The following is a 24,623-nucleotide window of genomic DNA, read 5'->3' as shown; positions in this document are numbered from 1 at the left end:
TGTGGCGCACATTTTACGCATATGTCTGCACCAGAGAAATGCATTTCAGGAAAATCTGTACTTAGCTGGCGCGATTCACCTCTGCGCGAAGATTTGAAAGTTTGTTAAGATTGTTGGGCATCAACAACTTTACTCAACATCCAATGCAGGGAAGGTGTTATGAAAACGTTAGGTGAATTTATTGTCGAAAAGCAGCACGAGTTCTCGCATGCTACCGGTGAACTCACTGCTTTGCTGTCGGCAATAAAGCTGGGCGCCAAGATCATCCATCGCGATATCAACAAGGCCGGTCTGGTCGATATCCTGGGTGCCAGCGGTGCTGAAAACGTGCAGGGCGAAGTTCAACAGAAACTCGATCTGTTCGCGAACGAAAAACTGAAAGCGGCACTGCGCGCACGCGACATTGTTGCGGGGATCGCCTCGGAAGAAGAAGACGAAATCGTGGTCTTTGAAGGATGTGAACACGCAAAATATGTCGTTCTGATGGATCCCCTGGATGGCTCTTCCAACATCGACGTTAACGTCTCTGTCGGCACGATTTTCTCCATTTACCGCCGCGTCACCCCTGTCGGCACGCCGGTAACCGAAGAAGATTTCCTGCAGCCGGGCAACAAGCAGGTTGCGGCGGGCTATGTGGTTTACGGCTCCTCCACCATGCTGGTCTACACCACCGGCTGCGGCGTGCACGCCTTTACCTACGACCCGTCTCTGGGGGTGTTCTGCCTGTGCCAGGAGCGCATGCGCTACCCGCAGAAAGGCAGCACCTACTCCATCAACGAAGGGAACTACATTAAATTCCCGGCGGGCGTGAAGAAATACATCAAATTCTGCCAGGAAGAGGATAAAGAGACCCAGCGTCCGTACACCTCGCGCTATATCGGCTCCCTAGTGGCGGATTTCCACCGTAACCTGCTGAAAGGTGGGATCTATCTCTACCCAAGCACCGCCAGCCACCCGGAAGGCAAACTGCGCCTGCTGTACGAGTGCAACCCGATGGCCTTCCTCGCCGAGCAGGCGGGCGGTAAAGCCAGCGACGGCAAAGAGCGGATTATGGATATCATTCCTGAGAGTCTGCACCAGCGCCGCTCGTTCTTCGTCGGCAACGATCATATGGTGGAAGACGTTGAACGCTTAATCCGTGAATACCCGGATGCCTGATGGGTAAGTTTGATCAAAAGGGGCCATTCGGCCTGAGGGATCCCCACAAATAATATTCGCACGGACGGATCCCCTCTCCTCTTTGGGGAGAGGGTTAGGGTGAGGGGGAACATGCGGCTCTGGTGGTGGTTCCGTTCACCTCATGTCCCTTGCTTCTCTGACACACCAGAACCGGTGAACGTGCCAGGGGGGCTCGCCGCCTCCCCCCTGGCTACCCCGGCTCCCGGCAAAGAAAATCGCCGCTTCGCGGTACCCTCAGCTTATTCCTCCAGGCTTTCGGGTCGGGCACCAGCCTGCATCCCTGCAGGCTATGCCCTCTCGGCGCGTCCCTGCGCCTCGCCCCGGCCTTCCGGAAACGCTTCGGCGATTTTCAGCCGGACCAGGGAGCCGCTGTAAGTCATTTATCGTTATGTGATTATTTCATTGCTTTAAAGGCAATAAAATTACTGGGGATTCATCAGGCCATTCGGCCCCTTTTATTTTTCCAACCATTTATACCTTTGTCGGTATAACACTATATAAAAATGCTGCTGTAACCCACTGAATCAATCCGTCATCATTACGGCGTTCAAATAGTGTTCAATGGAAATCAGCCGATATGAAAAACCTCTCTCGCTCATCCACGGGAATCGACCTCAATCTCATCCCGGTATTTATTGAAGTCGTCCGGTGCGGGAGCATGGCCAAAGCCTCTTTACGTCTGGATATGTCCAGACCAGCCGTGAGCCTGGCGCTGAAACGCTTTGGGATGCTTTTTGATGAGCCGCTGTTTACCCGCAAGGGCCTGTTTCTTGAGCCCACGCCTTATGCGTTGCACCTGACCGCCGAGATGGAAAAGCTGCTGGGGTTGATCCACGACCATATCGCCAGCGCGCCGTCTCCGGGAGAGAGCTTCCCGACGCCGGTGGCGGCGTCGGAATGCGATGACGCTAGGCCTGTTGCATCGACAGTTTAAACGACGACATCGCCTCGATCAGCTCGCGTGATTGCTCCTCCAGCGAGCGCGTCGCGGCGGAAGACTGCTGGACCAGGGCCGCGTTTTGCTGCGCGGTTTCGTCCATCTGATTGACCGCAATATTCACCTGCTCAATACCCCGGCTCTGCTCGTGCGACGCGTTAGCTATCTCACGCATCAGGCGGGTCATGCGCATCACCTCGGTGGCGATCTCATCCATGGTTTCACCCGCCTGCTGGGCCAGGTCGCTGCCTTCGCTGACGTGTGACTGCGAATCGCTGATCAGAGTGCGGATCTCTTTCGCCGCATCCGCGCTGCGGCTGGCGAGGATACGGACTTCACCGGCGACCACCGCAAAACCACGGCCCTGTTCGCCCGCGCGCGCGGCCTCGACCGAGGCGTTCAGCGCCAGGATATTGGTCTGGAAGGCAATGCCGTCGATGACGCTGAGAATATCGGCGATGCGGTCGGCGCTGCCGGAGATGTCGCGCATCTTCTCGATCACGTAGCACACCATTTCGCTGCCGCGATCGGCGGTATCCGACATGGTCTTCGCCACCTGATGCGCCTGCTCGGCGTTGTGGGCGTTCTGTTTCACCGTGGCGGTAAGCTCTTCCATGCTGGCCGCGGTCTGCTCCAGAGAGGTGGCGGTTGATTCCGTGCGCTGGGCCAGGTGCATGTTGCCCGCGGTCAGCTCCCGGCTGCCGGTGTCGATCTGCGAGCTGGCATCGCGCACGCGCAGCACCGAGCCCATCAGCGACTGGCGCATCTCTTCGATAGCGGCATTCAGGCGGTTAAACTCCTGGCTGGCCGGTGCGGTCAGGGCGTGGGTTAAATCCCCGGCGGCCACGTGTTCAAGCTGGGCGATGGAAGCTGAAAGCGGCTTCAACAGCATGTGGCGCAGCGCCAGCCAGGCCAGGACAATGATGCCCGCGGTCAGCAGCGCGGCGACAATAATCAGCAGCATTACCCGCTCTTTACTGGCCTGCACCGCCGCCACCTCGGCTTTGCCACGGCTTTCGCTCCAGGTCTGGAAAGCCTGCATATCGTTATCAAACTGACGCGCCACCGGCACCAGGTGGTTCTCCAGCAGATCGTAATAGGCATCGGCGCTCTGATCTTTCAGCGCGTTCTGCATCGGCACGATCCCCTGGGCGTTATAGGCCGCAAGGCTCGCCGCGACTTTCTTCAGCAGCGCTTCGCCTTCAGGATCGTTCACCCCGCCATCGATCACGTTTTTCAACGTGGCTTGTGCCTGAGTGATTTCGTCATTGATGTTTTTCACCGATTTCGCGGCATCATCCAGCAGGCCGACCTCCATCATGCGCACGGCCTGGCCCGCTTCGTTGCGCGCGCGCAGGATCAGGGTGTAGCCCGAATTGAGCTGCACCAGCTGTTCACCCTGAAGATGATTAATGCGCTGCAGTGAAGAGGAACTTTGCGTGAGAGCATAAATGCCAATACCGCTGACGAGCAGCAGCAGGAGGGTCATGACGGCCAGTAACGAAAGCAAGCCGGTACGAATCGATAGCGTTTTAAGCATGATGTAATTTCCGGTAGCGAGATAAATCTGGACAGAATTAAGGGTTATCGGCCGCTACCGGAAAAGATTTAGACGTTGCGTAAATTCAGTGAGTTATCACCTGCTGGTCGTGGTGCTCACCCGGGTGACAGGCGAGCTCTGGCGGTTCTCCCACAGCACCGTCAGACCGCGCTGCAGGGCGATAAAGATGAACAGCAGGATGCCAATCGCAATCTTGGTCCACCACGAACTGAGGGTGCCGTCGAAGTTGATATAGGTCTGGATCAGCCCCTGGATCGCCACCCCGAACAGGGTGCCCAACACCGTGCCGACCCCTCCGCTCAGCAGCGTGCCGCCAATCACCACCGAGGCAATCGCGTCCAGCTCCACGCCCACCCCCGCCAGGGCGTAGCCGGCCTGGGTATAGATGGAGAAGACGATCCCCGCCAGCGTCGCCAGCCCGGTTGAGAGCATGTAGATCCGAATGGTAGTGCTGCGGGTGGAGATCCCCATCAGGTTGGCGGAGGTTGCGCTGCCGCCGATGGCATAGACCTCGTTGCCGAAGCGGGTGCGGTGAGCAAGGAAAATACCGATCACCACCACCCCCAGCATCACCAGCCCGAGAATGCTCAGACGGCCGCCACCGGGAATTTTCCACGCCAGGCTGGAGAGGGTGTCATACACCGGATGGTTGATCGGGATCGACTCCTCCGACACCAGATAGCTGACGCCGCGCAGGAAAAACATCCCGGCGAGGGTGATGATAAACGCCGGGATCTTCAGGGCGTCGATCAGCAGCCCCATAAAGGCCCCGAAGGCGCAGCCCATCACCAGCACCAGCGGGAAGGCCAGCAGCGGGGAGATCCCCCAGTAGCCGATCGCTTTCGCCAGGAAAACGCCGGTAAAGGCGATGACCGACCCGACGGAGAGGTCAATCCCGCCGGAGAGGATCACAAAGGTCATGCCGACGGCGATGATCCCGAGGAAGGCGTTATCGGTCAGGATGTTGCAGATCACCCGCGTCGAGGCAAAGCCGGGGAATTGCGTCAGGCAGTAGAGATAGCCCAGCACGAAGACGCCCAGGGTGATCATCAGCGGTAAATTACGTTTTATCATGGCCACGCATCCCCTTAATAAGACTGATAAAGCGCGGCGACTGGACGATCAGCACGCAGAGCACCACTACCGCTTTCACCACCTGGTTGAGCTCCGGCGGGAAGCCGGAGAGCAGGATCCCGGTGTTCATCCCCTGGATAATCAGCGCGCCAATCACCGACAGCAGCAGGTTGAAGCGCCCGCCCATCAGCGAACCGCCGCCAATCACCACCGCGAGGATCGCATCCAGCTCCAGCCACAGGCCAGCGTTGTTGGCATCCGCCCCGCGAATGTCCGCCGCGACGATAATTCCGGCAATGGCGGCGCACACCCCGCTTAAGACGTAGGTCAGCATCACCATCAGGCGGGTGCTGACTCCGGCGTTTTTCGCGGCGCGAATGTTGATCCCCACCGCTTCAATAAACATTCCGAGCGCGGTTTTGCGGGTGAACAGCCAGAAGGCAATCAGCGTCACCACCACGATGATCACCGGCGTCGGGAAGAACAGCAGCGAACCGCTGCCGATCCACGCCAGATTGGGGGCGTTAAAGGTGACGATCTGCCCGGAGGTGATCAGCTGCGCCACCCCGCGTCCGGCCACCATTAAAATCAGGGTGGCAACGAAGGGCTGTATTTTGAGGATCGCCACCAGGATGCCGTTCCACAACCCCGCCAGCACGCCGGTGCCCAGCGTCACCAGCAGCACCACCGGCAGGCTGTGTCCGGCCACGGTCATCGAGGCCGCGGTGGCACCCGCGATGGCCATCACCGCCCCTACCGACAGGTCGATGCCGCCGGTAGCGATCACCAGGGTCATGCCAATCGCCAGCAGCGCCACCGGCGCGGCGCGGTTCAGGATATCAATCGGACTGCCGAACAGGCGGCCATCCTGGAGGATAACCTGATAAAAATGCGGCGAAACGAGGCTATCCACCAGCAGCACCAGCACCAGGGCAATGATTTGCGGCGTACCGGTGGGCCAGCTGAAGCGGCGCTTCGGCTCGCCGGTCTGAGAGAGTGAACGTGACATCACGATGTACTCCTTATGCCGCAATGGCGTTCATGATTGCCGGAACGGACAGCGCGTCCAGCGGGATCTCGGCCACCTGTTGTCGGTCGCGCATGATGATCACGCGATCCGCATAGCCCACCAGCTCCTCAAGCTCCGACGAGATGACCAGCAGCGCCAGCCCGTCGGCGCAGAGGGTTTCGATCAGACGGATGATCTCCGCATGCGCCCCCACGTCGATTCCGCGCGTCGGTTCGTCGAGGATCAGGAACTGCGGTTTGGTCAGCAGCCAGCGCGACAGCAGGACCTTCTGCTGGTTACCCCCGGAGAGAAACTCGATCGGCTGTTCCGCGCTTGGGGTGCGGATGCCCAGCTGGCGAATAAAGCGCTCGGCGATGGCGTTCTGCTCTTTACGCGGGATCGGACGCAGCCAGCCGCGCTGGGCCTGCAGGGCCAGAATGATGTTTTCGCGCACCGAGGCCGCGGCAATAATCCCGTCGGTTTTCCTGTCTTCCGGGCAGAAGCCAATCCCGAGACTGGAGGCCTGATGCGGGGAGCGCAGGGCCTGGGGTTTGCCTTTGATCATTGCGCTGCCGGTGTCGGCAGGCTTGATGCCGAAGATCACCTCGGCGGTTTCGGTGCGGCCGGAGCCTAACAGCCCCGCCAGGCCGACGATTTCGCCGGGACGCACGTCGAGGTTAAAGGGGGCAATGGTGCCCTTTCTGCCGTAATCCTTGAATGCCGCAATGGGTTTATCGCTGAGCAGCGTCCGGCCTGCACGCTGCAGGGCGTTGGTCTCCAGCTCGCGGCCAAGCATCATTTTGACCAGCTCGATTTGCGGCAGCTCGCGGGTTTCGCGGCAGCCGACAAAGCCGCCGTTACGCAGGACGGTAATGCGGTCGCTGACGGCGTAGACCTGATCGAGGAAGTGGGTGACGAAAATCAGGCTCACCCCCTGATCGCGCAGCTGGCGCATCAGGGTGAAGAGCATCTCCACCTCCTGAGTATCCAGGCTGGCGGTGGGTTCATCGAGGATCAGCACTTTGGCGGAGAGGTCGATGGCGCGGCAGATGGCGACGATCTGCTGCATCGCCACCGAAAAACGGTTCAGCGGTTCGCGCACGTCGAGGGAAAAGCCGTAGGATTCCATCAGCCGGGTGGCGCGAGCCTCCATCTCTTTGCGGCGCAAAAAGCCAAAACGGCGCGGCTCGCGACCAATAAACAGGTTATCGGCCACCGACATGTTCGGCAGCAGGTTCACTTCCTGATAGACCGTCCCGATCCCCAGCTGCTGGGCATGGGCGGTATTTTTTGGCGAAATGGCCTGGCCTTCCAGCCAGATGGTGCCGCGATCGGCGTGATAGACGCCGGTCAGGGCTTTAATCAGCGTCGATTTCCCGGCACCGTTCTCACCCAGCAATGCCATGATCTCGCCACGGCGCAGGCTGAAATCTACGCTATCCAGCGCTTTTACGCCGGGAAAGTACTTACTCAATCCTTCTGTGCGGAGGATTTCCTGGTGTTGGTCTGTGGTCATGGTTCCCCCTCACCCTAACCCTCTCCCCGGAGGGGAGAGGGGATTGATCGTGCCAATTGTTAAGACCCAGCTCCGCCCTGCCTTTCTCCCTCTCCCCTGTGGGGAGAGGGCTGGGGTGAGGGGCGAGAGCTTAGTAGCCCATATTTTTCTTCTTCTCTAACTCTTCTTTCGCGGTATCAGGCAGGTAGAGGGTGGATTTGGTGATGGTGACTTTTTCCGGCATGGTGCCGTCTTTCTTGAATTTTTCCAGCGCGTCGAAGGCCGGGCCCGCCATGTTTGGCGTCAGCTCAACGCTGGCGTTGGCCTCTTTGTCGATCATCGCCTTATAGATATCCGGCACGCCGTCGATGGAGCCGGTCAGGATATCGGTTCCGGGTTTCAGACCCGCTTCTTTGATGGCCTGGATGGCACCGATCACCATGTCATCGTTATGGGCGTAAACCATGCAGATGTTTTTGCCGTTGTTCTCGGCTTTGATGAAGCTCTCCATGACCTCTTTCCCTTTACTGCGGGTGAAGTCGCCGGACTGAGAGCGGATAATCTTGATGTTTGAGGCTTTGGAGATGGCATCAGCAAAGCCTTTCTTACGGTCGATGGCCACGCTGGCACCAACGGTGCCCTGCAGCTCAACCACGTTACAAGGTTTGCCATTGACCTGTTTCACCAGCCATTCACCAATTAATTGCCCTTCCAGCACGTTGTTGGCGGTGACGGTAGTCATATAGAGAGATTTGTCTTTTACATCGATGGAACGATCGAGCAGGAAGACCGGAATTTCAGCATCTTTAGCTTCTTTCAGTACCGGCTCCCAGCCTGTAGCAACGACCGGTGCAATGAAGATGGCGTCAACGCCCTGCGCGATGAAGGAGCGCACCGCTTTGATCTGGTTTTCCTGTTTTTGCTGACCATCAGCGATTTTAAGCGTAATACCGCGCTTTTCGGCCTCGCTTTTCGCGACGTTGGTTTCAGCCGCTCGCCAGCCTGATTCCGAGCCGACTTGTGCGAATCCTACGGTTAATGGTGCGGCCATTGCCATAGACGACATGGCTGCTGTAACTGCTGTGACAAGAAGTAAGCGCTTCCACATAAGAACGTCCTCGTAGGGTAGTTTATTGTTGGGTAAAAGGTGTTCTGCGAAAAAACTATAGACAATGCGAGATGTAACGGAGTGTGTTACATCACACTTCGGAGAAGTGAATAAAACGTTAATCACAAGTTTGTAATCGCTTTCATTGAGCCATTAAAAATGCGGCTGAGTTTATGGATTATCTTGTCATGAGAAAGGGCTGATAGTGGCATCCGGGAGGGGAGAATGGCGAAAACAGGCGGAGACATTCCGTGCCAGTTGGCTATAATACTCGCCACTTGATTACCAATCATTTTAAAGGACACAGACATGAGCTTACTCAACGTCCCAGCGGGTAAAGAACTGCCGGAAGACATCTACGTAGTTATCGAAATCCCGGCAAACGCTGATCCTATCAAATACGAAGTGGACAAAGAGAGCGGCGCGCTGTTCGTAGACCGTTTCATGTCTACTGCGATGTTCTATCCGTGCAACTACGGTTACATCAACCACACCCTGTCTCTGGACGGTGACCCGGTAGACGTGCTGGTCCCAACGCCATATCCGCTTGAGCCAGGCTCCGTGATCCGCTGCCGTCCGGTTGGCGTGCTGAAAATGACCGACGAATCCGGTGAAGATGCGAAGCTGGTTGCGGTACCGCACACCAAACTGAGCAAAGAGTACGATCACATTAAAGATGTGAACGACCTGCCAGAGCTGCTGAAAGCGCAGATCACCCACTTCTTCGAGCACTACAAAGATCTCGAGAAAGGCAAATGGGTTAAAGTTGACGGCTGGGACAATGCTGAAGCCGCGAAAGCTGAAATCATTGCCTCCTTCGAACGCGCTAAGAAGTAATTCTTTCTGCGTTGAGAGCCCCGATTCGTCGGGGCTTTTTTATGCCCGTCAATTGTCACAAAAATGTCACATAGCCATTTTCCCTACGCGTATTAACCAGATAGCCCCTTTTCCCTGCCTTATCCCCCTTTTGCTCCCTTAAAGTCTGTCTGCCGCCGGTCGATACCTTCGTCACGTGATCACGATCGCTTTATTCCACCAGGGAAATACCGGCTACAAATGAAACTCAACACCCTTACGATTGGCCAGCGGCTGGGCTTGCTGGCCGCCCTGCTCCTGCTTGCCACCCTGTTTACCGGCCTGCGCGGGCTGGCCATTAACAATGACAGCCTGACGCAGCAGCAACAGATTATGGCGATGGAGCAGTCCATCACCGACAGCATCGACACCGCGCGTAGCGCCCAGGTGCAGTTCAAGATCCAGGTGCAGGAGTGGAAAAACACGCTGCTGCGCGGCGCCCAGGGACAGGAGGCCTTCGACAAATACAAGACCGCCTTTAGCCGCGAGAGTCAGGCCACCCAGGCGCTGCTCACCCGCCTGAGCGAGCTGCTGCCCAAAATCGGGATGGATAACCGCGAGGTGTTGGCAACCCGTGAGATCCACGCCGGGTTAGAGCAGCAGTACCTGAAGGCGCTGACGGAGTATCAGCCCGGGGATATGACCAGCGCCCAGCGCGTGGATAAGCAGGTCACCGGCATCGATCGCGAGCCCACCCGAATGATCGACGAGGTCGTGGCGAATACCCTGCAGCACGCAAAAGTGCTCCACCAGCAGATCGCTGACCAGAATCAGGCTCGCTATCAGCAGACCCGCTGGATGCTGGTGCTGACGATGGCGTTAACCCTTGGCGCAGGCATGCTGGTGACCTGGTGGTTAATCCGCAGCATCACCCGGCCGCTGGCCCAGGCGGTCAGCATTGCCCGTACAGTGGCTGCCGGGGATTTGCAGTCCCGCTTTACGGTTGTCGGTCGCGATGAGACGGCCGAGCTGATGCTTGCCCTGCAGGAGATGAACATCAACCTGACCCGCATCGTCTCCGGGGTGCGCAGCGGCACCGAGACCATCGCCACCGCCTCGGCACAGATTGCCAGCGGCAGCCATGAACTCTCGTCGCGTAACGAAGCCCAGGCCAGCGCTCTGGAGCAAACCGCCGCCTCGATGGAAGAGCTAACCTCGGTGGTGAAAAGCAACGCCGGGCATTCGCGTACCGCCAGCGATCTGGCCCGCAATGCCCGCCAGGTGGCGCGTCAGGGGGAAGAAGCCGTGGATCGCGCCATGCAGACCATGAGTGAAATCCATAATTTCTCCAGCGAGATCAACACCATTATCAGCATGATCGACAGCATCGCCTTCCAGACTAATATCCTGGCGCTGAACGCCGCGGTCGAAGCCGCCCGGGCGGGAACCGAAGGCCGCGGATTCGCGGTGGTGGCTGCCGAAGTGCGCGCCCTGGCCCAGCGCTCTGCCTCGGCCGCCAAAGAGATCCGCGTGCTGATCGATCGCTCCGTGAGCCGCATCGATGAGGGAAATGGTCAGGTCAAAGAGGCCGGTGTCGCCATGGCCGGTATTCTGCACAGCGTCAGCAAGGTGAGTGAGCTGATTGAGGCGATCTCGCTAGCCAGCCACGAGCAGAGCACCGGCATCGATCAGGTGAACGTGGCCGTCACCCATATGGACGCCGCCACGCAGCAGAACGCCACGCTCTCGCAGGAGTCGTCTGCGGCGGCACAGGCGATGCATCGCCAGGCCGAACAGCTGCTGGAAACGGTGCAGATCTTTAAGCTGCGCCAGGAAGGGGCATAACAAAAAACAACGCCACCCGAAGGTGGCGTTGGTGATGCGGTTAATCAACAATGGCCTGAAGGCGCATAAGCGCATCCTGCACGACTTCATTCGTGGCGACAGCAACCTTTCTGGCCTGTCGGGCCTGAAGGTCCATCATGCGGATCTGATTAACCAGAATGACGCCCTGCACCTCTCCCTCTTCACAGCTAACGGGCACACAGAACCCGGCGTAGCGGGCAAAATTTCCGCCCTGGGTGATGGGCGCGACGAGTACCGTGCCCGTCTGGTTAAATGCGCTGACGGAAAGCACCAGCGCCGGACGACTTTCGCCCTGCTGCTCATGACCCGCTGAAGGGGAAAAACTGACCCGGACAATATCGCCCCGCTCAAAACCCCGGCTTTTTACCATACTTCATTTCCCATCGGGCCTGATTTGCCCCACAGCTCTTCTTCACTGATTTCTGGCGCAGACATATCGCACTGCGCCAGCAACGCTTCAAGAGAATAACTTTTACTGACCGGCGTCAGCACCAGCTGGTTGTCGACCACTTGAGCTTCCATACTTTGGCCCACCTGCATATTGAGTTCCTCCATGACAACGCCGGGAATAACTACACCCGCACTGTTGCCCCATTTTTTGATCGTAATGCGCATACCTACCCCCCCATGGTTATACAAAGTATAACTCACGAAGGAGTGATTAACGTTTTACGCCAGTGCATTTTTGCAAGCCAGAACAAAATTTATCTGTAGGGCGATTCGGGAAAGCGTGGCAAAGAAAAGTGAAATGCGGTCAGCGCTTGCAAGGCAAAACGCGAGCAGTTACGCAAAAAACAACGCCACCCGAAGGTGGCGTTGTTCATCTCAGTACTGGTCTCTGTCTAACCAGTTACCGCTTTCAATCAGCGTCAGACCCTCGACCGAACGTTGGTACACGTACATCCATGCACTGCCGTAAGGCGTCTGGATCAACTGGCGAGCGTATTCCCCACCTTTGGTGCGCAAGGCATCAAGTTCGGCCAGCGTGGCATTATCAATACGATACACTTCGCCCTGTACTGCTCCGTTCCCCGGAACCGCGCCTGGATAGTGGCCCAGGCTGTACAGCTGGTAGTTCTCGATACTGTAATCCCCCAGCAACTGGGCGTTGGTCATCCAGTGGCTGTTGCCTTGTCTGGTTCTTAAACTGCCGTAAACAAATATTCGCATTGCTAAAACTCAAACTGATAGAGCAAATCGAGAGCCTGGTCTACGCCAGACACCGCTTCCAGATATAGCTTAGGCATCAGGCGATAGCGTAACGTGAGTGTCGCCAGCGAGTCAAAGATCCCCACGCCATATTTCACCTGCAGACCCGGCAGTACATAGCCGCTGACCACCACCTGAGAAGAGTCACCGACCCCCTGGGTGTCCAGCGCCAGATTGCTTACGCCAAACGTCTCCCCGATTTTACCCACAACCTGACCACTTTGTGCAACCCCCAGACCGACTAACATTGAGGTCATCGCCGCACTGTCGCTCTGATTGCTGTCCAGACCTTGCCCGCGCAGCAGGTATGAGAGCGCTTCCTGCTGGGACATTGCCGGGTCGGAGAAAATTTCCGCTTTCGGTTCGTCAGCGGTGCCGGTTACGCGCACCCCGGCGATCACGTCATTCTCGGTGGCTTCCGGGTTACGGATCGCTTCGATATTCAGCAGCGGCTGATCCGGTGGACCGGAGAACAGCAGCTCGCCTTTACGCACAATCAGATCCTGGCCATAGGCATGGAAGCGCCCTTCCGGAATGGTGATCTGCCCGTTCAGGCCCAGCCCCTGTTTATCCTGCGCCACCTTCAGATCGCCGGTCAGCCTCGCCTTCAGGCCAAAGGCATCCAGCCGCACGTTGTTGCCCACATGCACGATCAGGTTGCTGTTGATCGGGATAGAGGCCCGCTTCGTCTCCTCCGGCTGCAGATTTTTGTCGAGCATCACCTCATCGCTGGAGACGCCCACGGCGCTCTCCGGCAGGTCATGGACGACAATCCGCGCCCAGGGCACATCAACCCGGCCGTCGAGAGTGAACAGCTGCGGCGTGGCCTCAAAGACCACGTCCGGCGAGACGTCCAGACGCACCATCGGCGGCACCGTAATGCGCACCTTGCTGCCTTTGGCCGCGACCCGCGCGCGCCAGTTATCGATCTGGCTCCAGTCGGCATCACCGCTGAGGTTGATCTGTCCCTGCTGGGTACGCACGGTCCCGGCCAGGGTCGAACTCATGCCGTTGAAGTTCATCGTCAGCTGGCTCGGCTGCATATCGAACGGCATAAAGTTGCCGTCGATATCCACCCCGTTGAGCTGCATCTGCCCAAACAGCTGCGGGCTTTGCGCGTTGCCGGCCAGCCGCAGGTTGGCGTTCAGCATCCCTGCCGCCTTCTCGCCGCGGGAGAAAATGGCGTTCGCCATCGCCAGGTTGAGATTGCGGATATTGACGTTGCCGCCCAGATTGCGCTGCCCCTGCGGATCGGTAACCTGAATCTGGCCGTCAAACTGGCCGTTGTTCGCGAGGCGGATCAGCCACCCCAGCTCGGCGCGGTTGTTGTGCAGATCGGCGGTAAGATTCAGGGTAGTGAACGCCAGCGGCAGCGGTGCGTCGTTCACCACCTGCGTCACCTTCACGTTACGCCCGGCGAGCGTGACGTTGCCCTCCGGCAGCCCCGGCTTGGTGGCATCCCAGGCGACATCCGCCTTGCCGCTAAACACGCCGCTGGCCTGGGTAGAGTCCGGCATAAACGGCTTGAGCATCGCCAGATCGAAACGGTTGAGGTTCACCACCGCTCGCCCTTCGGCACCCGCGTCAATGGTCTGCGGCACGCACAGCTCGGCGTTCGGGTTCGTCCAGCAGTGCGGCCCGATGCTGATCTTCTGCTCCGCGTTGCGGTAATCCAGCGCAATGGAGCGGGTTAACGACCACGGCCCCACCGGGGTGGCGAAGCGGGTATTATCCAGAGTGCCCTTCCAGCGCATCTCTTTGCGGTCAAAACTGCCCGCCAGGTGCAGCTGGCCGGAGACCGGCTCGCCCTGGACGCGCAGCTGGAGGTCGTGCTGCTTCTCGCTGCCTTTGGCCTCCAGCGTCACCTGATTAAGGTTAACGCCCGGCTGGGAAATACGATCGACGCGCAGGTTCAGGTGCCCGGCGATCTGATCGGTGGATTTGACGTCGCCGTCGACCCGCACGCGGGCAATCGTCAGTTCCTGCCAGCGCAGCCCGTTGGCGGTGATATCGGCCAGCAGCTGCGGGGCATCAACCGTACCGCGCACTTTCACCAGTCCTTTCGCCGTTCCACCCAGCCCCGGCAGGGCATTATCAAGATTTGGCGCATCGATAGTGGCGTCCAGATCGAGATCTTTTACCCCCAGCTCGCCCTTGATGTCGGCGGTATTGCGGCCCAGCGCCACGTGCAGGCCCGGGATAACCCACTGCAGGTAGCTGTTACCCTTAAGCGAGCCTTTTACATCCACTTTGTTCTGCTTCACGTTGCCGGTGATTTTCAGCTCCGGCACCTCCATCTGCCAGCTGCCGCCGTACAGACTGCCGCGGGTTTTAATCAGCCCGTCGAGCTTCGATGGCCAGTCCGGCACCTCTTTGGCGGTGTTGATCCCGGTGAGCTTCAGCTCTCCGCGCCAGCTGATCGCCTTCTGCCAGTCGAGCAACGCCGTCAGCTCGGTTTTACCCTCCAGCGCCGCGACCGTCAGCTTATCAAGGTTGATCTGCTGCTCGTTGCCCTTCGCGTCCAGCGTAATGCCCGCAGGAGGTAGCCCCTCCCCTTTCACCGCGGTGCGGAACGACAGGGTGTAGTCGGTCATTTTGCCGGTGAGCTTCAGCTTCACGTCATCGGCCTGGTACTGCTTCTCGCCGGTAAACGGCCAGTAGAGCTGTTCGCTGACCACCTCCAGGTTGAGCGGCAGGCCCGCCTCGGCAAGCCGGGTCTGGCCGCGCAGCACCAGATCCACCGGGCCGGAGAGGTTCACGCCAAACTCCAGCTGCTCGCGCAGGTCGCCACCGATCTTCAGCTTCACCTTCTCGCCCTTGATCGGGTCGATGTTCAGGCTGCTGTTGAGGGTGATATCCACCGGCCAGTTATCCCGCAGCAGGGCGTTGCCGGTGGCGTTGACGCTGCCCTGGTTGGTGTCGATATCCAGCGCGTCGAGCTTCATATTGCCGTCGATGCTGCTCACCTTCAGCAGCATGTTGAAGACCGTCAGATCGGTATCGCCGGTCAGGCGCAGCTGCTCGCCCTTAAACTCTTCGATATTGAGGTTCAGCGGCAGATGAACGTCGGTCATCTCCGGCAGGACCGGTTTAGAGAAGAGATCTTTCAGCGTTTCGCCCAGCGGTTTCTCTTCCGGCTGCGGGTTCTGAATTTTTGGCTCGACGATCTCTTCCTGCGCCACGTCCGCCACTTTCGGCAGGGCGATCAGCAGCCCCTGCAGGGCGGTCGGGGTCAGGGTCAGGTTTTTTTCCTGCCAGCGCAGGCCGGAGGTGAAGTCCATCACCGACACGGTGGTGTCGTCGATTTTGACGTTGACGTTATTCAGCGCCACCCGGTAGAGCGCAATCGGGTACGGCGTGGAGAGATCCAGCGGCCCGCTCTCCTCTTCAGCGGGCGGTGCCGCTTCCGGCATTTTTTTTGAATCTATCGTCACGAAGACATCTTTTAACGACAGATCGTTGATGCACAGGCTGCTGTCGCGCAGACAGCTGAGCTTCACCGCCAGGTGCAGATCCCCGGCGTTAACCGCCACGCCCGGCTGATCATAGCGGACGTTTTTCAGATGCAGGTCGCGCCAGCCGCCGGTGACCTGGCCAATCTCCAGCCCCGGCACCCAGCGGTTAGCCGCCTTAAACAGCAGATGCAACCCGCTGGTGGTGCCCACCAGAAAGGCCACCGCAGACAGCAGCAGCAGAATAAACAGCACAACACCGAGGCTGATTTTCTTCCATAAACTCATAATTCAGGCCCCAGACCGATGTAAAACTGTAAACCGTGTTCATCTTTATCACCCACCGGCACGGCGAAATCGAGCTTGATCGGCCCGACCGGCGACTCCCAGCGCACCCCGACACCGGCGCCGGTTTTAAAGTCGCTGCGGCGGATATCGCTCACCGCTTCTCCGCTGTCGATAAAGGTCGCGCCCCACCATTTTCCGGTGACGTTGTACTGATACTCCAGCGAGCCGGTGGCCAGCTTCGAGGCCCCGATCAGCTTGCCGTCGTCATCTTTCGGCGCGATGGATTTGTATTTATAGCCGCGAATGCTGCGATCGCCCCCGGCGAAGAAGCGCAGGTCCGGCGGCACTTTTTCGAAGTCGCCGGTTTCAATCCAGCCGAGGTTGCCGCGCATCACGAAGCGATGGCGGTCATAGAGGGTGCGGATCCAGGCGTTCTGCGCCTGTAGCACCACAAAATCAACATCCGAGCCCCAGGCGGTATTGGAGTAGTCCACCGAATAGCGCTGAGAGTCGCCCCAGGTCGGCATCAGCCCGCCGCGGGAGCGGGTCCGGCTGATCATCACCCCCGGATAGAGCAGCATGGTGGTGTTGGTCACGTTGGCCTGGGTAAAGTGGTCGAGGCTCCAGCGCAGGTTAATGGCACGCTGCCAGCCGCTGGAGAGGTCCCAGTAGCGCGACACGGCGAGGGTCGTGGAGTCGGCTTCGGTATCGTTCAGATCGGTGCGCTTAAAGCCGCCCTGCACCAGGTAATACTGCTCAAGCGGGTTTTTCAGCAGCGGCATTTTATAGCTGAAATCGAGCTGCTGCTCGGGCGCGGAGATACTGGCGCTGGTGGTCAGGCTGTGGCCGTAGGAGTTCATCCACGGCTTTTTCCACGTGGCTTTGACCCGCGGGCCGACGTCGGTGGAGTAGCCCACCCCGGTCTCAATGGTGTTCTCGGTGCGGGGCGACACTACGCCGTGCAACGGCAGCACTTTGGTCTTGCGCGCTTTATCAAACTCCGGGGCCACCACCACCGAATTAAACCAGCCGGTGGCAGAGAGGCGGCGGTTAAGCTCGGCCAGATCTTTCGACTGGTAATAGTCGCCCTCTTTAAAGGGGATCAGATTCTGCAGGTACTCGTCGCGGATTTGCGACCCTTCGAAGGTGACGTCGCCAAAGCGGTAGCGCTCCCCGCTGTCGTAATCGATATCCCAGAACGCCTGATGCCGATCGAGGGAGATGCCGAGCTGGCTTTTGTTGAACTGGCTGTCGAAATAGCCTTTGCGCAGCGCCACTTTGGTCAGATCTTTTTTGAAGCCGTCATAGTCGCTGTGATTCAGTACGGTGCCGTTCTTCGGCCGCGTATTCAGCAGTTCGAGATAGTCATGGTCGGTACGCGCGCCGCCACGCAGCACCACGTCTGTGCCGCCGATCAGCACCGGCTCGCCCGGCTTGACGCGGGCAATCAACACCTGCCGCCCTTTGGCCGGAGGTGGACGCAACTCAAAGTCGATGGTGGGCTCGTAATAGCCGAGCGCTTTTAAACCGCCGCGGATGGCGTCATCCACGCGGGCGCGGAAGCGACGGTCTGGCGTCACTTCATCGCTTTGGATCGTGGAGAGCTGTGCGCGTACGTTTTTTTGCAGGGCGCCAGATAACCCTTCGACCTGCAAACGAACATTCGCCGCATCGGCGACTCCGCTTGTCAGCAACACACTGACAAAACATAACTGGCGGATTTTTGGCACGTTTTCTCCTGAATATCCTTGTTTCCACCCCTGGAAGCAGTTGAAGTGCCGCTCCGCAGCAGATCACGGCATAAAGCCCAAAACCCAATTCATGGGTTGAAAAATGGTTAAACAACCTAATATTTCTTATGTTTAAATCTAGACTCATTCACCGCATTTATTGTGTTCAATTAAACGCGTCGTGACAACCTTAACCCAAACATCACCTACCCGGAGGTCACACCGTGAGTTTATTCGATAAAAAACACCTTGTTGCTCAGGCGGACGCATTACCGGGACGTAACACGCCTATGCCGGTCGCCACGCTGCATGCCGTGAACGGTCACTCGATGACCAACGTTCCCGACGGGATGGAGGTCGCCCTGTTCGCAATGGGCTGCTTCTGGGGCGTGGAGCGTCTGTTCTGGCCGCTGCCGGGCGTCTATAGTACCGCAGCGGGCTACACCGGCGGCTATACTCCTAACCCTACCTACCGCGAAGTCTGCTCCGGCCAGACCGGTCATGCTGAGGCAGTACGGGTAGTGTATGACCCGAACGTCATCAGCTACGAACAGCTGTTGCAGGTGTTCTGGGAAAATCACGACCCGGCGCAGGGCATGCGTCAGGGCAATGACCACGGCACCCAATACCGTTCAGCGATCTATCCGCTCACCCCGGAACAGGACGCCGCGGCCCGCGATAGCCTGGCGCGCTTCCAGCAGGCGATGCACGAGGCGCACGACGACCGTCAGGTGACCACCGAGATCGCCAACGCCCTGCCGTTCTACTATGCGGAAGATGACCACCAGCAGTACCTGCATAAAAACCCGTACGGCTACTGCGGTATCGGCGGCATCGGCGTCTGCCTGCCGCCTCAGCTGGCATAACAGTAAACCGGTTCTGCCTTTTTGCGGGCAGAACCGGCTCAAAAAGTGATCTCTGGCGGCTTTACAGACATTTACGCTATACTAGCCGCTGAAATAACCGGCCTACCGCTTCGGACCGGTGATCATAAACGCTACAACCCTGTATGACCAACTTCCCTCCGAGGATCTGGCGAGAAGCCGGATAAGATATGTTAAACAGTATTTTAGTAATACTTTGTCTGATAGCCGTCAGTGCATTTTTCTCAATTTCAGAAATTTCTCTGGCCGCGTCCCGTAAAATCAAACTCAAACTTCTCGCCGATGATGGCGATATCAACGCTCAACGTGTGCTGAAAATGCAGGAAAACCCGGGGATGTTCTTCACCGTGGTGCAAATTGGCCTCAATGCGGTGGCCATTCTGGGCGGTATTGTCGGTGACGCCGCGTTTTCTCCCGTCTTTCATAGCGTTTTCTCACGGTACTTCTCCCCTGAACTCTCCGAACAGCTGAGCTTTATCCTCTCCTTCTCGCTGGTGACCGGCCTGTTCATTCTGTTTGCTGATTTGACCCCGAAACGCATCGGTATGATTGCGCCCGAAGCCGTGGCTTTGCGCATCATCAACCCGATGCGCTTCTGCCTGTTCGTGTTCCGCCCGCTGGTGTGGTTCTTCAACGGTCTGGCGAACACCATCTTCCGCCTGTTCAAGCTGCCAATGGTGCGTAAAGACGACATCACCTCTGATGATGTTTACGCCGTGTTTGAAGCCGGGGCGCTGGCGGGGGTGCTGCGTAAGCAGGAGCATGAGCTGATTGAGAACGTGTTTGAGCTGGAGTCGCGTACCGTGCCGTCGTCAATGACCGGCCGCGAGAACGTGATCTGGTTCGATCTGCATGAAGACGAGCAGAGCCTGAAGAACAAGGTGGCGGAACATCCGCACTCCAAGTTCCTGGTCTGTAATGAAGATATCGACCACATCATCGGCTATGTGGACTCCAAAGACCTGCTGAACCGCGTGCTGGCGAACCAGAGCCTGGCCCTGAACAGCGGCGTGCAGATCCGCAATACGCTGATTGTGCCGGACACCCTGACGCTCTCCGAAGCGCTCGAAAGTTTCAAAACCGCCGGGGAAGACTTCGCGGTGATCATGAACGAATACGCGCTGGTGGTGGGGATCATCACCCTCAACGACGTAATGACCACCCTGATGGGCGATCTGGTGGGCCAGGGTCTGGAAGAGCAGATTGTGGCGCGCGATGAGAACTCATGGCTGGTGGACGGCGGTACGCCGATTGACGACGTGATGCGCGTGCTGGATATCGACGAGTTCCCGCAGTCCGGCAACTACGAGACCATCGGCGGTTTCATGATGTTTATGCTGCGTAAGATCCCGAAACGTACCGACTCGGTGAAGTTCTCGGGCTACAAGTTCGAAGTGGTGGATATCGACAACTACCGCATCGACCAGCTGCTGGTGACGCGCATCGACAACAAACCGACCGTGCTGGTGCCGAAACTGCCGGATGCCGAAGAGAACGTCTCGGCCTAAGCCACAAACATCAACGGCTCCCTCGGGAGCCGTTTTTTTTACTGCATAGCACGTTGGTTAAGCCATCTCAGTTTGCAGACGCATAACCTGACGGTTGACTTCGGACATCACAGAAAAGTGCTGTTTATCCTTCACTTTTGGGACAAGGATTTTGCCCTTATCAAACTCAAAAGCGCCAACATCCTTGATATACAACCGTCCACGGAACAGGATTTTTACGTATTTCGCCACCTGAAGCGGATTGTAGCGTTGGAAAATTTTCATTCTATTATCTCCTGCGAATCATACGCTCTTGCGGCACCACAATCGGGCCGACCCTCTGGAGCGCAAATTTATTGCCCAATGACTATAGTCCAGAAAAACTGCGATACCCAGTCTGCATAAGTTTATTTACCTTTTGATGACAAATAATCAGAATATTCTTTGCAACCGTAACTTTCGGGCAGTATAAGCCTTCGTTTTTGTGCAGATATGTGCGTTCCCCCTCACTCTGGCACCGGGATTGCGGGTAAAGCGCCGCGATCGCACTTATGATTAAAACGTATGACCAAGTGGTCGGATCACCTGCCAAAAAAATAAGGAAACACCCATGACCCTACGTAACATCCTGGCAACTGCCTGCCTGTTGCTGCCACTGATGGCTTCTGCACATAATTTCGAGAAGGGACAACGTGTGCCGCCGGTGGGCATTGCCGACCGGGGAGAATTGATCCTCGACAATAATGAGTTTAGCTACAAAAAATGGAATAGCGCGCAGCTCCCTGGCAAAGTGCGAGTGGTGCTACATATTGCCGGCCGCTCGTCGGCAAAAGAGAAAAACGCAACCTTAATTGAAGCGATCAAGTCGGCACATTTACCAAAAGAGAGCTACCAGACCACCACTATCGTCAACACTGACGATGCGATCCCGGGCTCCGGCATGTTTGTGCGCAGCAGCCTGGAGAGCAATAAAAAGCTCTATCCGTGGTCGCAGATCGTCGTCGACAGTAACGGCACGGCACGCGGCGCGTGGCAGCTGGAAGAAGAGAGTTCAGCGGCAGCCGTGCTGGATAAAGAGGGCCGCGTTCAGTGGGCGAAAGACGGGGCCCTGACCCAGGAAGAGGTGCAGCAGGTGATTGCCCTGCTGCATAAGCTCGTCGGTCAGTAGAGCGAGACCCGGAAGCCGGGATTAAGGAAGGATTCACGCGGGGTATAGTCGAGCGGCTTGCCCTGCCAGTCGTGAACATGCGCGCCCGCGGCGGCGGCAACGGCGTGACCTGCCGCCGTATCCCAGACGTTGGTGGGCCCGAAACGGGGATAGAGCTGCGCCTGCCCTTCTGCGACCAGGCAGAACTTCAGCGAGGAGCCGATCGAGGTCGTCTGATGCTCACCCAGCTGATGCAGATACTCCTGCAGTTCGTTATCCGCATGCGAGCGGCTGATCACCACCAGCGGTGGCCGGGCGTCACGCACCTGAATCTGCTTACGCACGCCGCACTCTTCTTTCCACGCTTTGCCGTCGGCGGCGCTGTACATCACTTTCATCACCGGGGCATAGACCACGCCCAGCACCGCTTTGCCTTTCTCAATCAGGGCAATGTTCACGGTGAATTCACCATTACGCTTGATGAACTCCTTGGTGCCGTCCAGCGGATCGACCAGCCAGTACCGCTGCCAGTGCTGGCGCTGCTCCCAGGGCTGAGGATCTTCTTCTGACAGCACCGGGATATCGGGCGTTAAGGCCTGTAGACCCTGCAGGATCACCCCGTGCGCCGCGAGATCGGCGGCGGTCACCGGTGAGTCATCGATTTTCTGGATCACGTCCATCGGGATCTTGCCATCATAGACCTGCATGATGGCATCGCCCGCATCCCGTGCGAGCTGACAAATTTTATCTAACATTCTCCACCTCTTTGTTAACACAGTGGGTTTAACTCTTTGTTTTATTTATATCGCATTGTGAATAAATCCGCTATCTGTGAAGCAATTCCGGTTTCAGGGCGCTTTTTTCTGGCAGGATTCACAATTCTGTAAGCAAAAAAATATAGATACATATTCTTTTGTGGCCTGGATCGAAAAAAGGACCCCTCTGATGATTAAGTTTAGCGCAACGCTCCTGGCGACGCTGATTGCAGCGAGCGTACAGGCAGCGACGGTCGATCTCCGCATTCTCGAAACCACCGACCTGCACAGCAATATGATGGACTTCGACTACTACAAAGATGCGCCGACGGAAAAGTTTGGTCTGGTGCGCACCGCCAGTTTGATTAACGCCGCCCGTAGCGAAGTAAAAAATAGCGTGCTGGTCGATAACGGGGACTTAATTCAGGGTAGTCCGCTTGGCGATTACATGGCGGCGAAAGGTCTGAAAAAGGGCGATATCCACCCGGTTTACAAGGCGCTGAACACCCTGGATTACGCGGTGGGCAACCTCGGCAACCATGAGTTTAACTACGGGCTGGATTATCTGCATATGGCGCTCGCCGGGGCCAAATTCCCGTACGTTAACGCCAACATCATCGACGTTAAGACCAACAAGCCGCTATTTACCCCTTATCTGATCAAAGAGACCACCGTGACCGATCAGGACGGGAAACCGCAGACCCTGAAGATTGGTTATATCGGCTTTGTGCCGCCGCAGATCATGACCTGGGATAAGGCCAACCTGAGCGGCAAAGTCACGGTCAACGACATTACCGAAACCGCCCGTAAGTATGTGCCGGAAATGCGCGAGAAAGGTGCCGATCTGGTGGTCGTGGTGGCGCACTCCGGTCTCTCTGCCGATCCGTACCAGGCGATGGCGGAAAACTCGGTCTACTACCTCAGCGAAGTGAAAGGCGTCGATGCCATTCTCTTCGGCCACGCTCACGCGGTATTCCCGGGCAAAGATTTCGCCAGCATTAAAGGGGCGGATATTGCTAAAGGGACGCTGAACGGCGTGCCGGCGGTGATGCCGGGCATGTGGGGCGATCACCTCGGGGTGGTGGATCTGGTGCTGAATAATGACGACGGCAAATGGCAGGTCACCCAGTCGAAGGCCGAAGCGCGGCCAATTTACGACCTGGCGGCCAAAAAAGCGCTGGTGGGCGAGGATAAAAAGATCGTCGAGGTGTTGAAACACGACCACGACGCCACCCGCGTGTTTGTCAGCAAACCGATCGGCAAATCGTCTGACAACATGTACAGCTACCTGTCGCTGGTACAGGACGATCCTACCGTGCAGGTAGTGAACATGGCGCAGAAAGCCTACGTGGAGCGCTATATTCAGGGCGACCCGGACCTGGCGAAACTGCCGGTACTCTCCGCCGCCGCGCCGTTTAAAGTGGGCGGACGCAAGAACGATCCGGCCAGCTACGTCGAAGTGGAGAAAGGCCAGCTGACCTTCCGTAACGCCGCCGACCTCTATCTCTATCCAAATACCCTGGTGGTGGTCAAAGCCACCGGCCAGGAGGTGAAGGAGTGGCTGGAGTGCTCGGCCGGGCAGTTCAATCAGATCGATCCGACCAGCACCCAACCGCAGGCGCTGATTAACTGGGACGGGTTCCGCACCTATAACTTCGACGTGATCGACGGCGTGGAGTATCAGATTGATGTCTCACAGCCGGCGAAATATGACGGCGAGTGCCAGGTGGTGAATGCCCAGGCGGAGCGCATCAAGAACCTGACCTTCAACGGCAAACCGATCGATCCAAAAGCGACCTTCCTGGTGGCAACCAATAACTACCGCGCCTACGGCGGTAAGTTTGCCGGGACCGGCGACAGCCATATCGCCTTCGCCTCGCCGGACGAGAACCGCTCGGTGCTGGCGGCGTGGATTGGCGAGCAGTCGAAAAAAGCGGGCGAAATCCATCCGGCGGCGGACAACAACTGGCGTCTGGCGCCGATCCACAGCAACGTGAAGCTGGATATTCGCTTTGAGACGTCACCCTCTGAAAAAGCGGCGGCGTTTATCAAAGAGAAGGCGCAATACCCGATGCAACAGGTAGCCACCGATGAGATCGGTTTTGCGATTTATCAGGTGGATTTAGGCAAATAGCAGCAAGTTTCGTAGGCCGGGTAAGGCGCAGCCGCCACCCGGCAATCAGACCGCGCAATGCCCGGCGGCGCTTCGCTTGCCGGGCCTACAAAACCGTCAGCCAGGCAATCACGCAGCACGCTCATCCCGGTTACTCATCACCTGTGGCAAATTCAGCTCGATCCAGTCGGCCAGCGCCGCCACCTTCTCGCTCACCTCTTCCCCCAGCGGCGTCAGGCTATACTCTACGTGCGGCGGCACCACCGGATACGACACGCGATTGATAAAACCGTCCTGCTCCAGCGCCTGCAGCGACTGGGCCAGCATCTTCTCGCTCACCCCGCCCATCTTGCGCCTGAGATCGCTAAAGCGATGCGTCCCCTGACGCAGCGCCACCAGGATCAGCACGCCCCAGCGGCTGGTCACATGCTTGAGCACATCCCGGGAAGGGCACTGCTCGGCAAAGAGATTGCCGTCGCGCATTTGCTCGCTGAGGGTTGGATGAGTCATTTGATACTTACCTTTTTGTACGTA

The 24,623-nt window shown here is 57.8% G+C and carries 21 protein-coding genes; 8 read left to right on the top strand and 13 right to left on the bottom strand.

What is annotated here, in order from left to right; translation table 11 throughout:
- Positions 1–159: 159 nt before the first annotated feature.
- Positions 160–1,158, top strand: coding sequence for a class 1 fructose-bisphosphatase (gene fbp, locus V7Q49_RS20675; protein ID WP_333854795.1), 999 nt, complete (start codon positions 160–162; stop codon positions 1,156–1,158).
- A 598-nt stretch (positions 1,159–1,756) separates the two neighbouring features.
- On the top strand, positions 1,757–2,113 hold the full coding sequence (locus V7Q49_RS20670; protein WP_333854794.1) for a helix-turn-helix domain-containing protein: 357 nt from the start codon (positions 1,757–1,759) through the stop codon (positions 2,111–2,113).
- Here V7Q49_RS20670 and V7Q49_RS20665 read toward each other — a convergent pair.
- The 5 genes from V7Q49_RS20665 to ytfQ all read right to left on the bottom strand — a co-directional run bounded on the left by V7Q49_RS20665 (position 2,088) and on the right by ytfQ (position 8,363).
- A complete protein-coding gene (locus tag V7Q49_RS20665) occupies positions 2,088–3,656 on the bottom strand; it encodes a methyl-accepting chemotaxis protein (RefSeq protein ID WP_333854793.1) in 1,569 nt (522 codons plus the stop codon). The two genes, V7Q49_RS20670 and V7Q49_RS20665, sit on opposite strands and share 26 nt — an antisense overlap.
- 96 nt (positions 3,657–3,752) lie before the next feature.
- On the bottom strand, positions 3,753–4,751 hold the full coding sequence (gene yjfF / locus V7Q49_RS20660; protein WP_333854792.1) for a galactofuranose ABC transporter, permease protein YjfF: 999 nt from the start codon (positions 4,749–4,751) through the stop codon (positions 3,753–3,755).
- Complete coding sequence (ytfT, locus tag V7Q49_RS20655) at positions 4,738–5,763, bottom strand: galactofuranose ABC transporter, ATP-binding protein YtfT (RefSeq protein WP_333854791.1); 1,026 nt, start codon at positions 5,761–5,763, stop codon at positions 4,738–4,740. The genes yjfF and ytfT overlap by 14 nt, the downstream gene beginning before the upstream one ends.
- 10 nt (positions 5,764–5,773) lie before the next feature.
- Positions 5,774–7,276: a galactofuranose ABC transporter, ATP-binding protein YtfR gene (gene ytfR / locus V7Q49_RS20650; protein WP_333854790.1), complete on the bottom strand. Its 1,503-nt coding sequence runs from the start codon at positions 7,274–7,276 to the stop codon at positions 5,774–5,776.
- Positions 7,277–7,406: 130 nt separating this feature from the next.
- Positions 7,407–8,363: a galactofuranose ABC transporter, galactofuranose-binding protein YtfQ gene (ytfQ, locus tag V7Q49_RS20645; protein ID WP_333854789.1), complete on the bottom strand. Its 957-nt coding sequence runs from the start codon at positions 8,361–8,363 to the stop codon at positions 7,407–7,409.
- Between the two features lie 309 nt (positions 8,364–8,672).
- Between ytfQ and ppa the strand changes: the two genes are divergently transcribed.
- Complete coding sequence (gene ppa / locus V7Q49_RS20640; protein WP_181622003.1) at positions 8,673–9,200, top strand: inorganic diphosphatase; 528 nt, start codon at positions 8,673–8,675, stop codon at positions 9,198–9,200.
- Positions 9,201–9,419: 219 nt separating this feature from the next.
- Positions 9,420–11,003: a methyl-accepting chemotaxis protein gene (locus V7Q49_RS20635; protein WP_333854788.1), complete on the top strand. Its 1,584-nt coding sequence runs from the start codon at positions 9,420–9,422 to the stop codon at positions 11,001–11,003.
- Positions 11,004–11,043: 40 nt separating this feature from the next.
- Here the strand turns inward: V7Q49_RS20635 and V7Q49_RS20630 are convergent, their stop codons facing one another.
- The 5 genes from V7Q49_RS20630 to tamA form a co-directional block, all read right to left on the bottom strand.
- Complete coding sequence (locus tag V7Q49_RS20630) at positions 11,044–11,394, bottom strand: type II toxin-antitoxin system ChpB family toxin (protein WP_333854787.1); 351 nt, start codon at positions 11,392–11,394, stop codon at positions 11,044–11,046.
- Positions 11,388–11,639 carry an AbrB/MazE/SpoVT family DNA-binding domain-containing protein gene (locus tag V7Q49_RS20625; protein ID WP_333854786.1) on the bottom strand — a complete coding sequence of 84 codons (252 nt, stop codon included), beginning with the start codon at positions 11,637–11,639 and terminating at the stop codon, positions 11,388–11,390. The genes V7Q49_RS20630 and V7Q49_RS20625 overlap by 7 nt, the downstream gene beginning before the upstream one ends.
- 210 nt (positions 11,640–11,849) lie before the next feature.
- Positions 11,850–12,194, bottom strand: a complete 345-nt coding sequence (locus tag V7Q49_RS20620) for a gamma-glutamylcyclotransferase family protein (protein ID WP_333854785.1) — start codon at positions 12,192–12,194, stop codon at positions 11,850–11,852.
- 2 nt (positions 12,195–12,196) lie between these two features.
- Positions 12,197–15,973 (bottom strand): autotransporter assembly complex protein TamB, encoded by a 3,777-nt coding sequence (gene tamB, locus V7Q49_RS20615; protein ID WP_333854784.1) that lies wholly within the window; start codon positions 15,971–15,973, stop codon positions 12,197–12,199.
- Entirely contained in the window at positions 15,970–17,703 is a 1,734-nt protein-coding gene (tamA, locus tag V7Q49_RS20610; RefSeq protein WP_333854783.1) for an autotransporter assembly complex protein TamA, read from the bottom strand. Before tamA ends, tamB begins: the two co-directional genes overlap by 4 nt.
- Before the next feature lie 224 nt (positions 17,704–17,927).
- Here tamA and msrA point away from each other — a divergent pair, with 224 nt between their 5' ends.
- Together msrA and V7Q49_RS20600 are read left to right on the top strand one after the other, a co-directional pair.
- Positions 17,928–18,569 (top strand): peptide-methionine (S)-S-oxide reductase MsrA, encoded by a 642-nt coding sequence (gene msrA / locus V7Q49_RS20605; protein WP_333854782.1) that lies wholly within the window; start codon positions 17,928–17,930, stop codon positions 18,567–18,569.
- Positions 18,570–18,757: 188 nt separating this feature from the next.
- A complete protein-coding gene (locus V7Q49_RS20600; protein ID WP_333854781.1) occupies positions 18,758–20,095 on the top strand; it encodes a hemolysin family protein in 1,338 nt (445 codons plus the stop codon).
- A 57-nt stretch (positions 20,096–20,152) separates the two neighbouring features.
- Here V7Q49_RS20600 and V7Q49_RS20595 read toward each other — a convergent pair whose 3' ends face one another.
- Complete coding sequence (locus tag V7Q49_RS20595; protein ID WP_032616223.1) at positions 20,153–20,359, bottom strand: DUF1107 domain-containing protein; 207 nt, start codon at positions 20,357–20,359, stop codon at positions 20,153–20,155.
- Positions 20,360–20,684: 325 nt separating this feature from the next.
- Here V7Q49_RS20595 and V7Q49_RS20590 point away from each other — a divergent pair, with 325 nt between their 5' ends.
- Positions 20,685–21,242 carry a YtfJ family protein gene (locus tag V7Q49_RS20590; RefSeq protein ID WP_333854780.1) on the top strand — a complete coding sequence of 186 codons (558 nt, stop codon included), beginning with the start codon at positions 20,685–20,687 and terminating at the stop codon, positions 21,240–21,242.
- Here V7Q49_RS20590 and cysQ read toward each other — a convergent pair.
- The gene (gene cysQ, locus V7Q49_RS20585; protein ID WP_333854779.1) at positions 21,236–21,976 is read right to left on the bottom strand and encodes a 3'(2'),5'-bisphosphate nucleotidase CysQ; all 741 of its coding nucleotides are present in this window, start codon (positions 21,974–21,976) and stop codon (positions 21,236–21,238) included. The two genes, V7Q49_RS20590 and cysQ, sit on opposite strands and share 7 nt — an antisense overlap.
- Positions 21,977–22,166: 190 nt before the next feature.
- On the opposite strand from cysQ, the gene cpdB reads away from it, so the two are divergent.
- Positions 22,167–24,110 carry a 2',3'-cyclic-nucleotide 2'-phosphodiesterase gene (gene cpdB / locus V7Q49_RS20580; RefSeq protein ID WP_333854778.1) on the top strand — a complete coding sequence of 648 codons (1,944 nt, stop codon included), beginning with the start codon at positions 22,167–22,169 and terminating at the stop codon, positions 24,108–24,110.
- Positions 24,111–24,218: 108 nt separating this feature from the next.
- Here the strand turns inward: cpdB and V7Q49_RS20575 are convergent, their stop codons facing one another.
- Positions 24,219–24,599 (bottom strand): winged helix-turn-helix transcriptional regulator, encoded by a 381-nt coding sequence (locus V7Q49_RS20575; RefSeq protein ID WP_333854777.1) that lies wholly within the window; start codon positions 24,597–24,599, stop codon positions 24,219–24,221.
- Positions 24,600–24,623 lie beyond the last annotated feature (24 nt).

It is taken from the genome of Leclercia sp. (assembly GCF_036780805.1).
Taxonomy (GTDB): domain Bacteria; phylum Pseudomonadota; class Gammaproteobacteria; order Enterobacterales; family Enterobacteriaceae; genus Enterobacter.
Note: the sequence above shows the minus strand (reverse complement) of the source record. Positions and strands in the feature narration are given on the sequence as shown.

Coding starts and splice junctions, on each gene's coding strand:
- fbp (WP_333854795.1), top strand. CDS start 160: ATGAAAACGTTAGGTGAATTTATTGTCGAAAAGCAGCACGAGTTCTCG.
- V7Q49_RS20670 (WP_333854794.1), top strand. CDS start 1,757: ATGAAAAACCTCTCTCGCTCATCCACGGGAATCGACCTCAATCTCATC.
- V7Q49_RS20665 (WP_333854793.1), bottom strand. CDS start 3,656: ATGCTTAAAACGCTATCGATTCGTACCGGCTTGCTTTCGTTACTGGCC.
- yjfF (WP_333854792.1), bottom strand. CDS start 4,751: ATGATAAAACGTAATTTACCGCTGATGATCACCCTGGGCGTCTTCGTG.
- ytfR (WP_333854790.1), bottom strand. CDS start 7,276: ATGACCACAGACCAACACCAGGAAATCCTCCGCACAGAAGGATTGAGT.
- ytfQ (WP_333854789.1), bottom strand. CDS start 8,363: ATGTGGAAGCGCTTACTTCTTGTCACAGCAGTTACAGCAGCCATGTCG.
- ppa (WP_181622003.1), top strand. CDS start 8,673: ATGAGCTTACTCAACGTCCCAGCGGGTAAAGAACTGCCGGAAGACATC.
- V7Q49_RS20635 (WP_333854788.1), top strand. CDS start 9,420: ATGAAACTCAACACCCTTACGATTGGCCAGCGGCTGGGCTTGCTGGCC.
- V7Q49_RS20630 (WP_333854787.1), bottom strand. CDS start 11,394: ATGGTAAAAAGCCGGGGTTTTGAGCGGGGCGATATTGTCCGGGTCAGT.
- V7Q49_RS20625 (WP_333854786.1), bottom strand. CDS start 11,639: ATGCGCATTACGATCAAAAAATGGGGCAACAGTGCGGGTGTAGTTATT.
- V7Q49_RS20620 (WP_333854785.1), bottom strand. CDS start 12,194: ATGCGAATATTTGTTTACGGCAGTTTAAGAACCAGACAAGGCAACAGC.
- tamB (WP_333854784.1), bottom strand. CDS start 15,973: ATGAGTTTATGGAAGAAAATCAGCCTCGGTGTTGTGCTGTTTATTCTG.
- V7Q49_RS20600 (WP_333854781.1), top strand. CDS start 18,758: ATGTTAAACAGTATTTTAGTAATACTTTGTCTGATAGCCGTCAGTGCA.
- V7Q49_RS20595 (WP_032616223.1), bottom strand. CDS start 20,359: ATGAAAATTTTCCAACGCTACAATCCGCTTCAGGTGGCGAAATACGTA.
- V7Q49_RS20590 (WP_333854780.1), top strand. CDS start 20,685: ATGACCCTACGTAACATCCTGGCAACTGCCTGCCTGTTGCTGCCACTG.
- cysQ (WP_333854779.1), bottom strand. CDS start 21,976: ATGTTAGATAAAATTTGTCAGCTCGCACGGGATGCGGGCGATGCCATC.
- cpdB (WP_333854778.1), top strand. CDS start 22,167: ATGATTAAGTTTAGCGCAACGCTCCTGGCGACGCTGATTGCAGCGAGC.
- V7Q49_RS20575 (WP_333854777.1), bottom strand. CDS start 24,599: ATGACTCATCCAACCCTCAGCGAGCAAATGCGCGACGGCAATCTCTTT.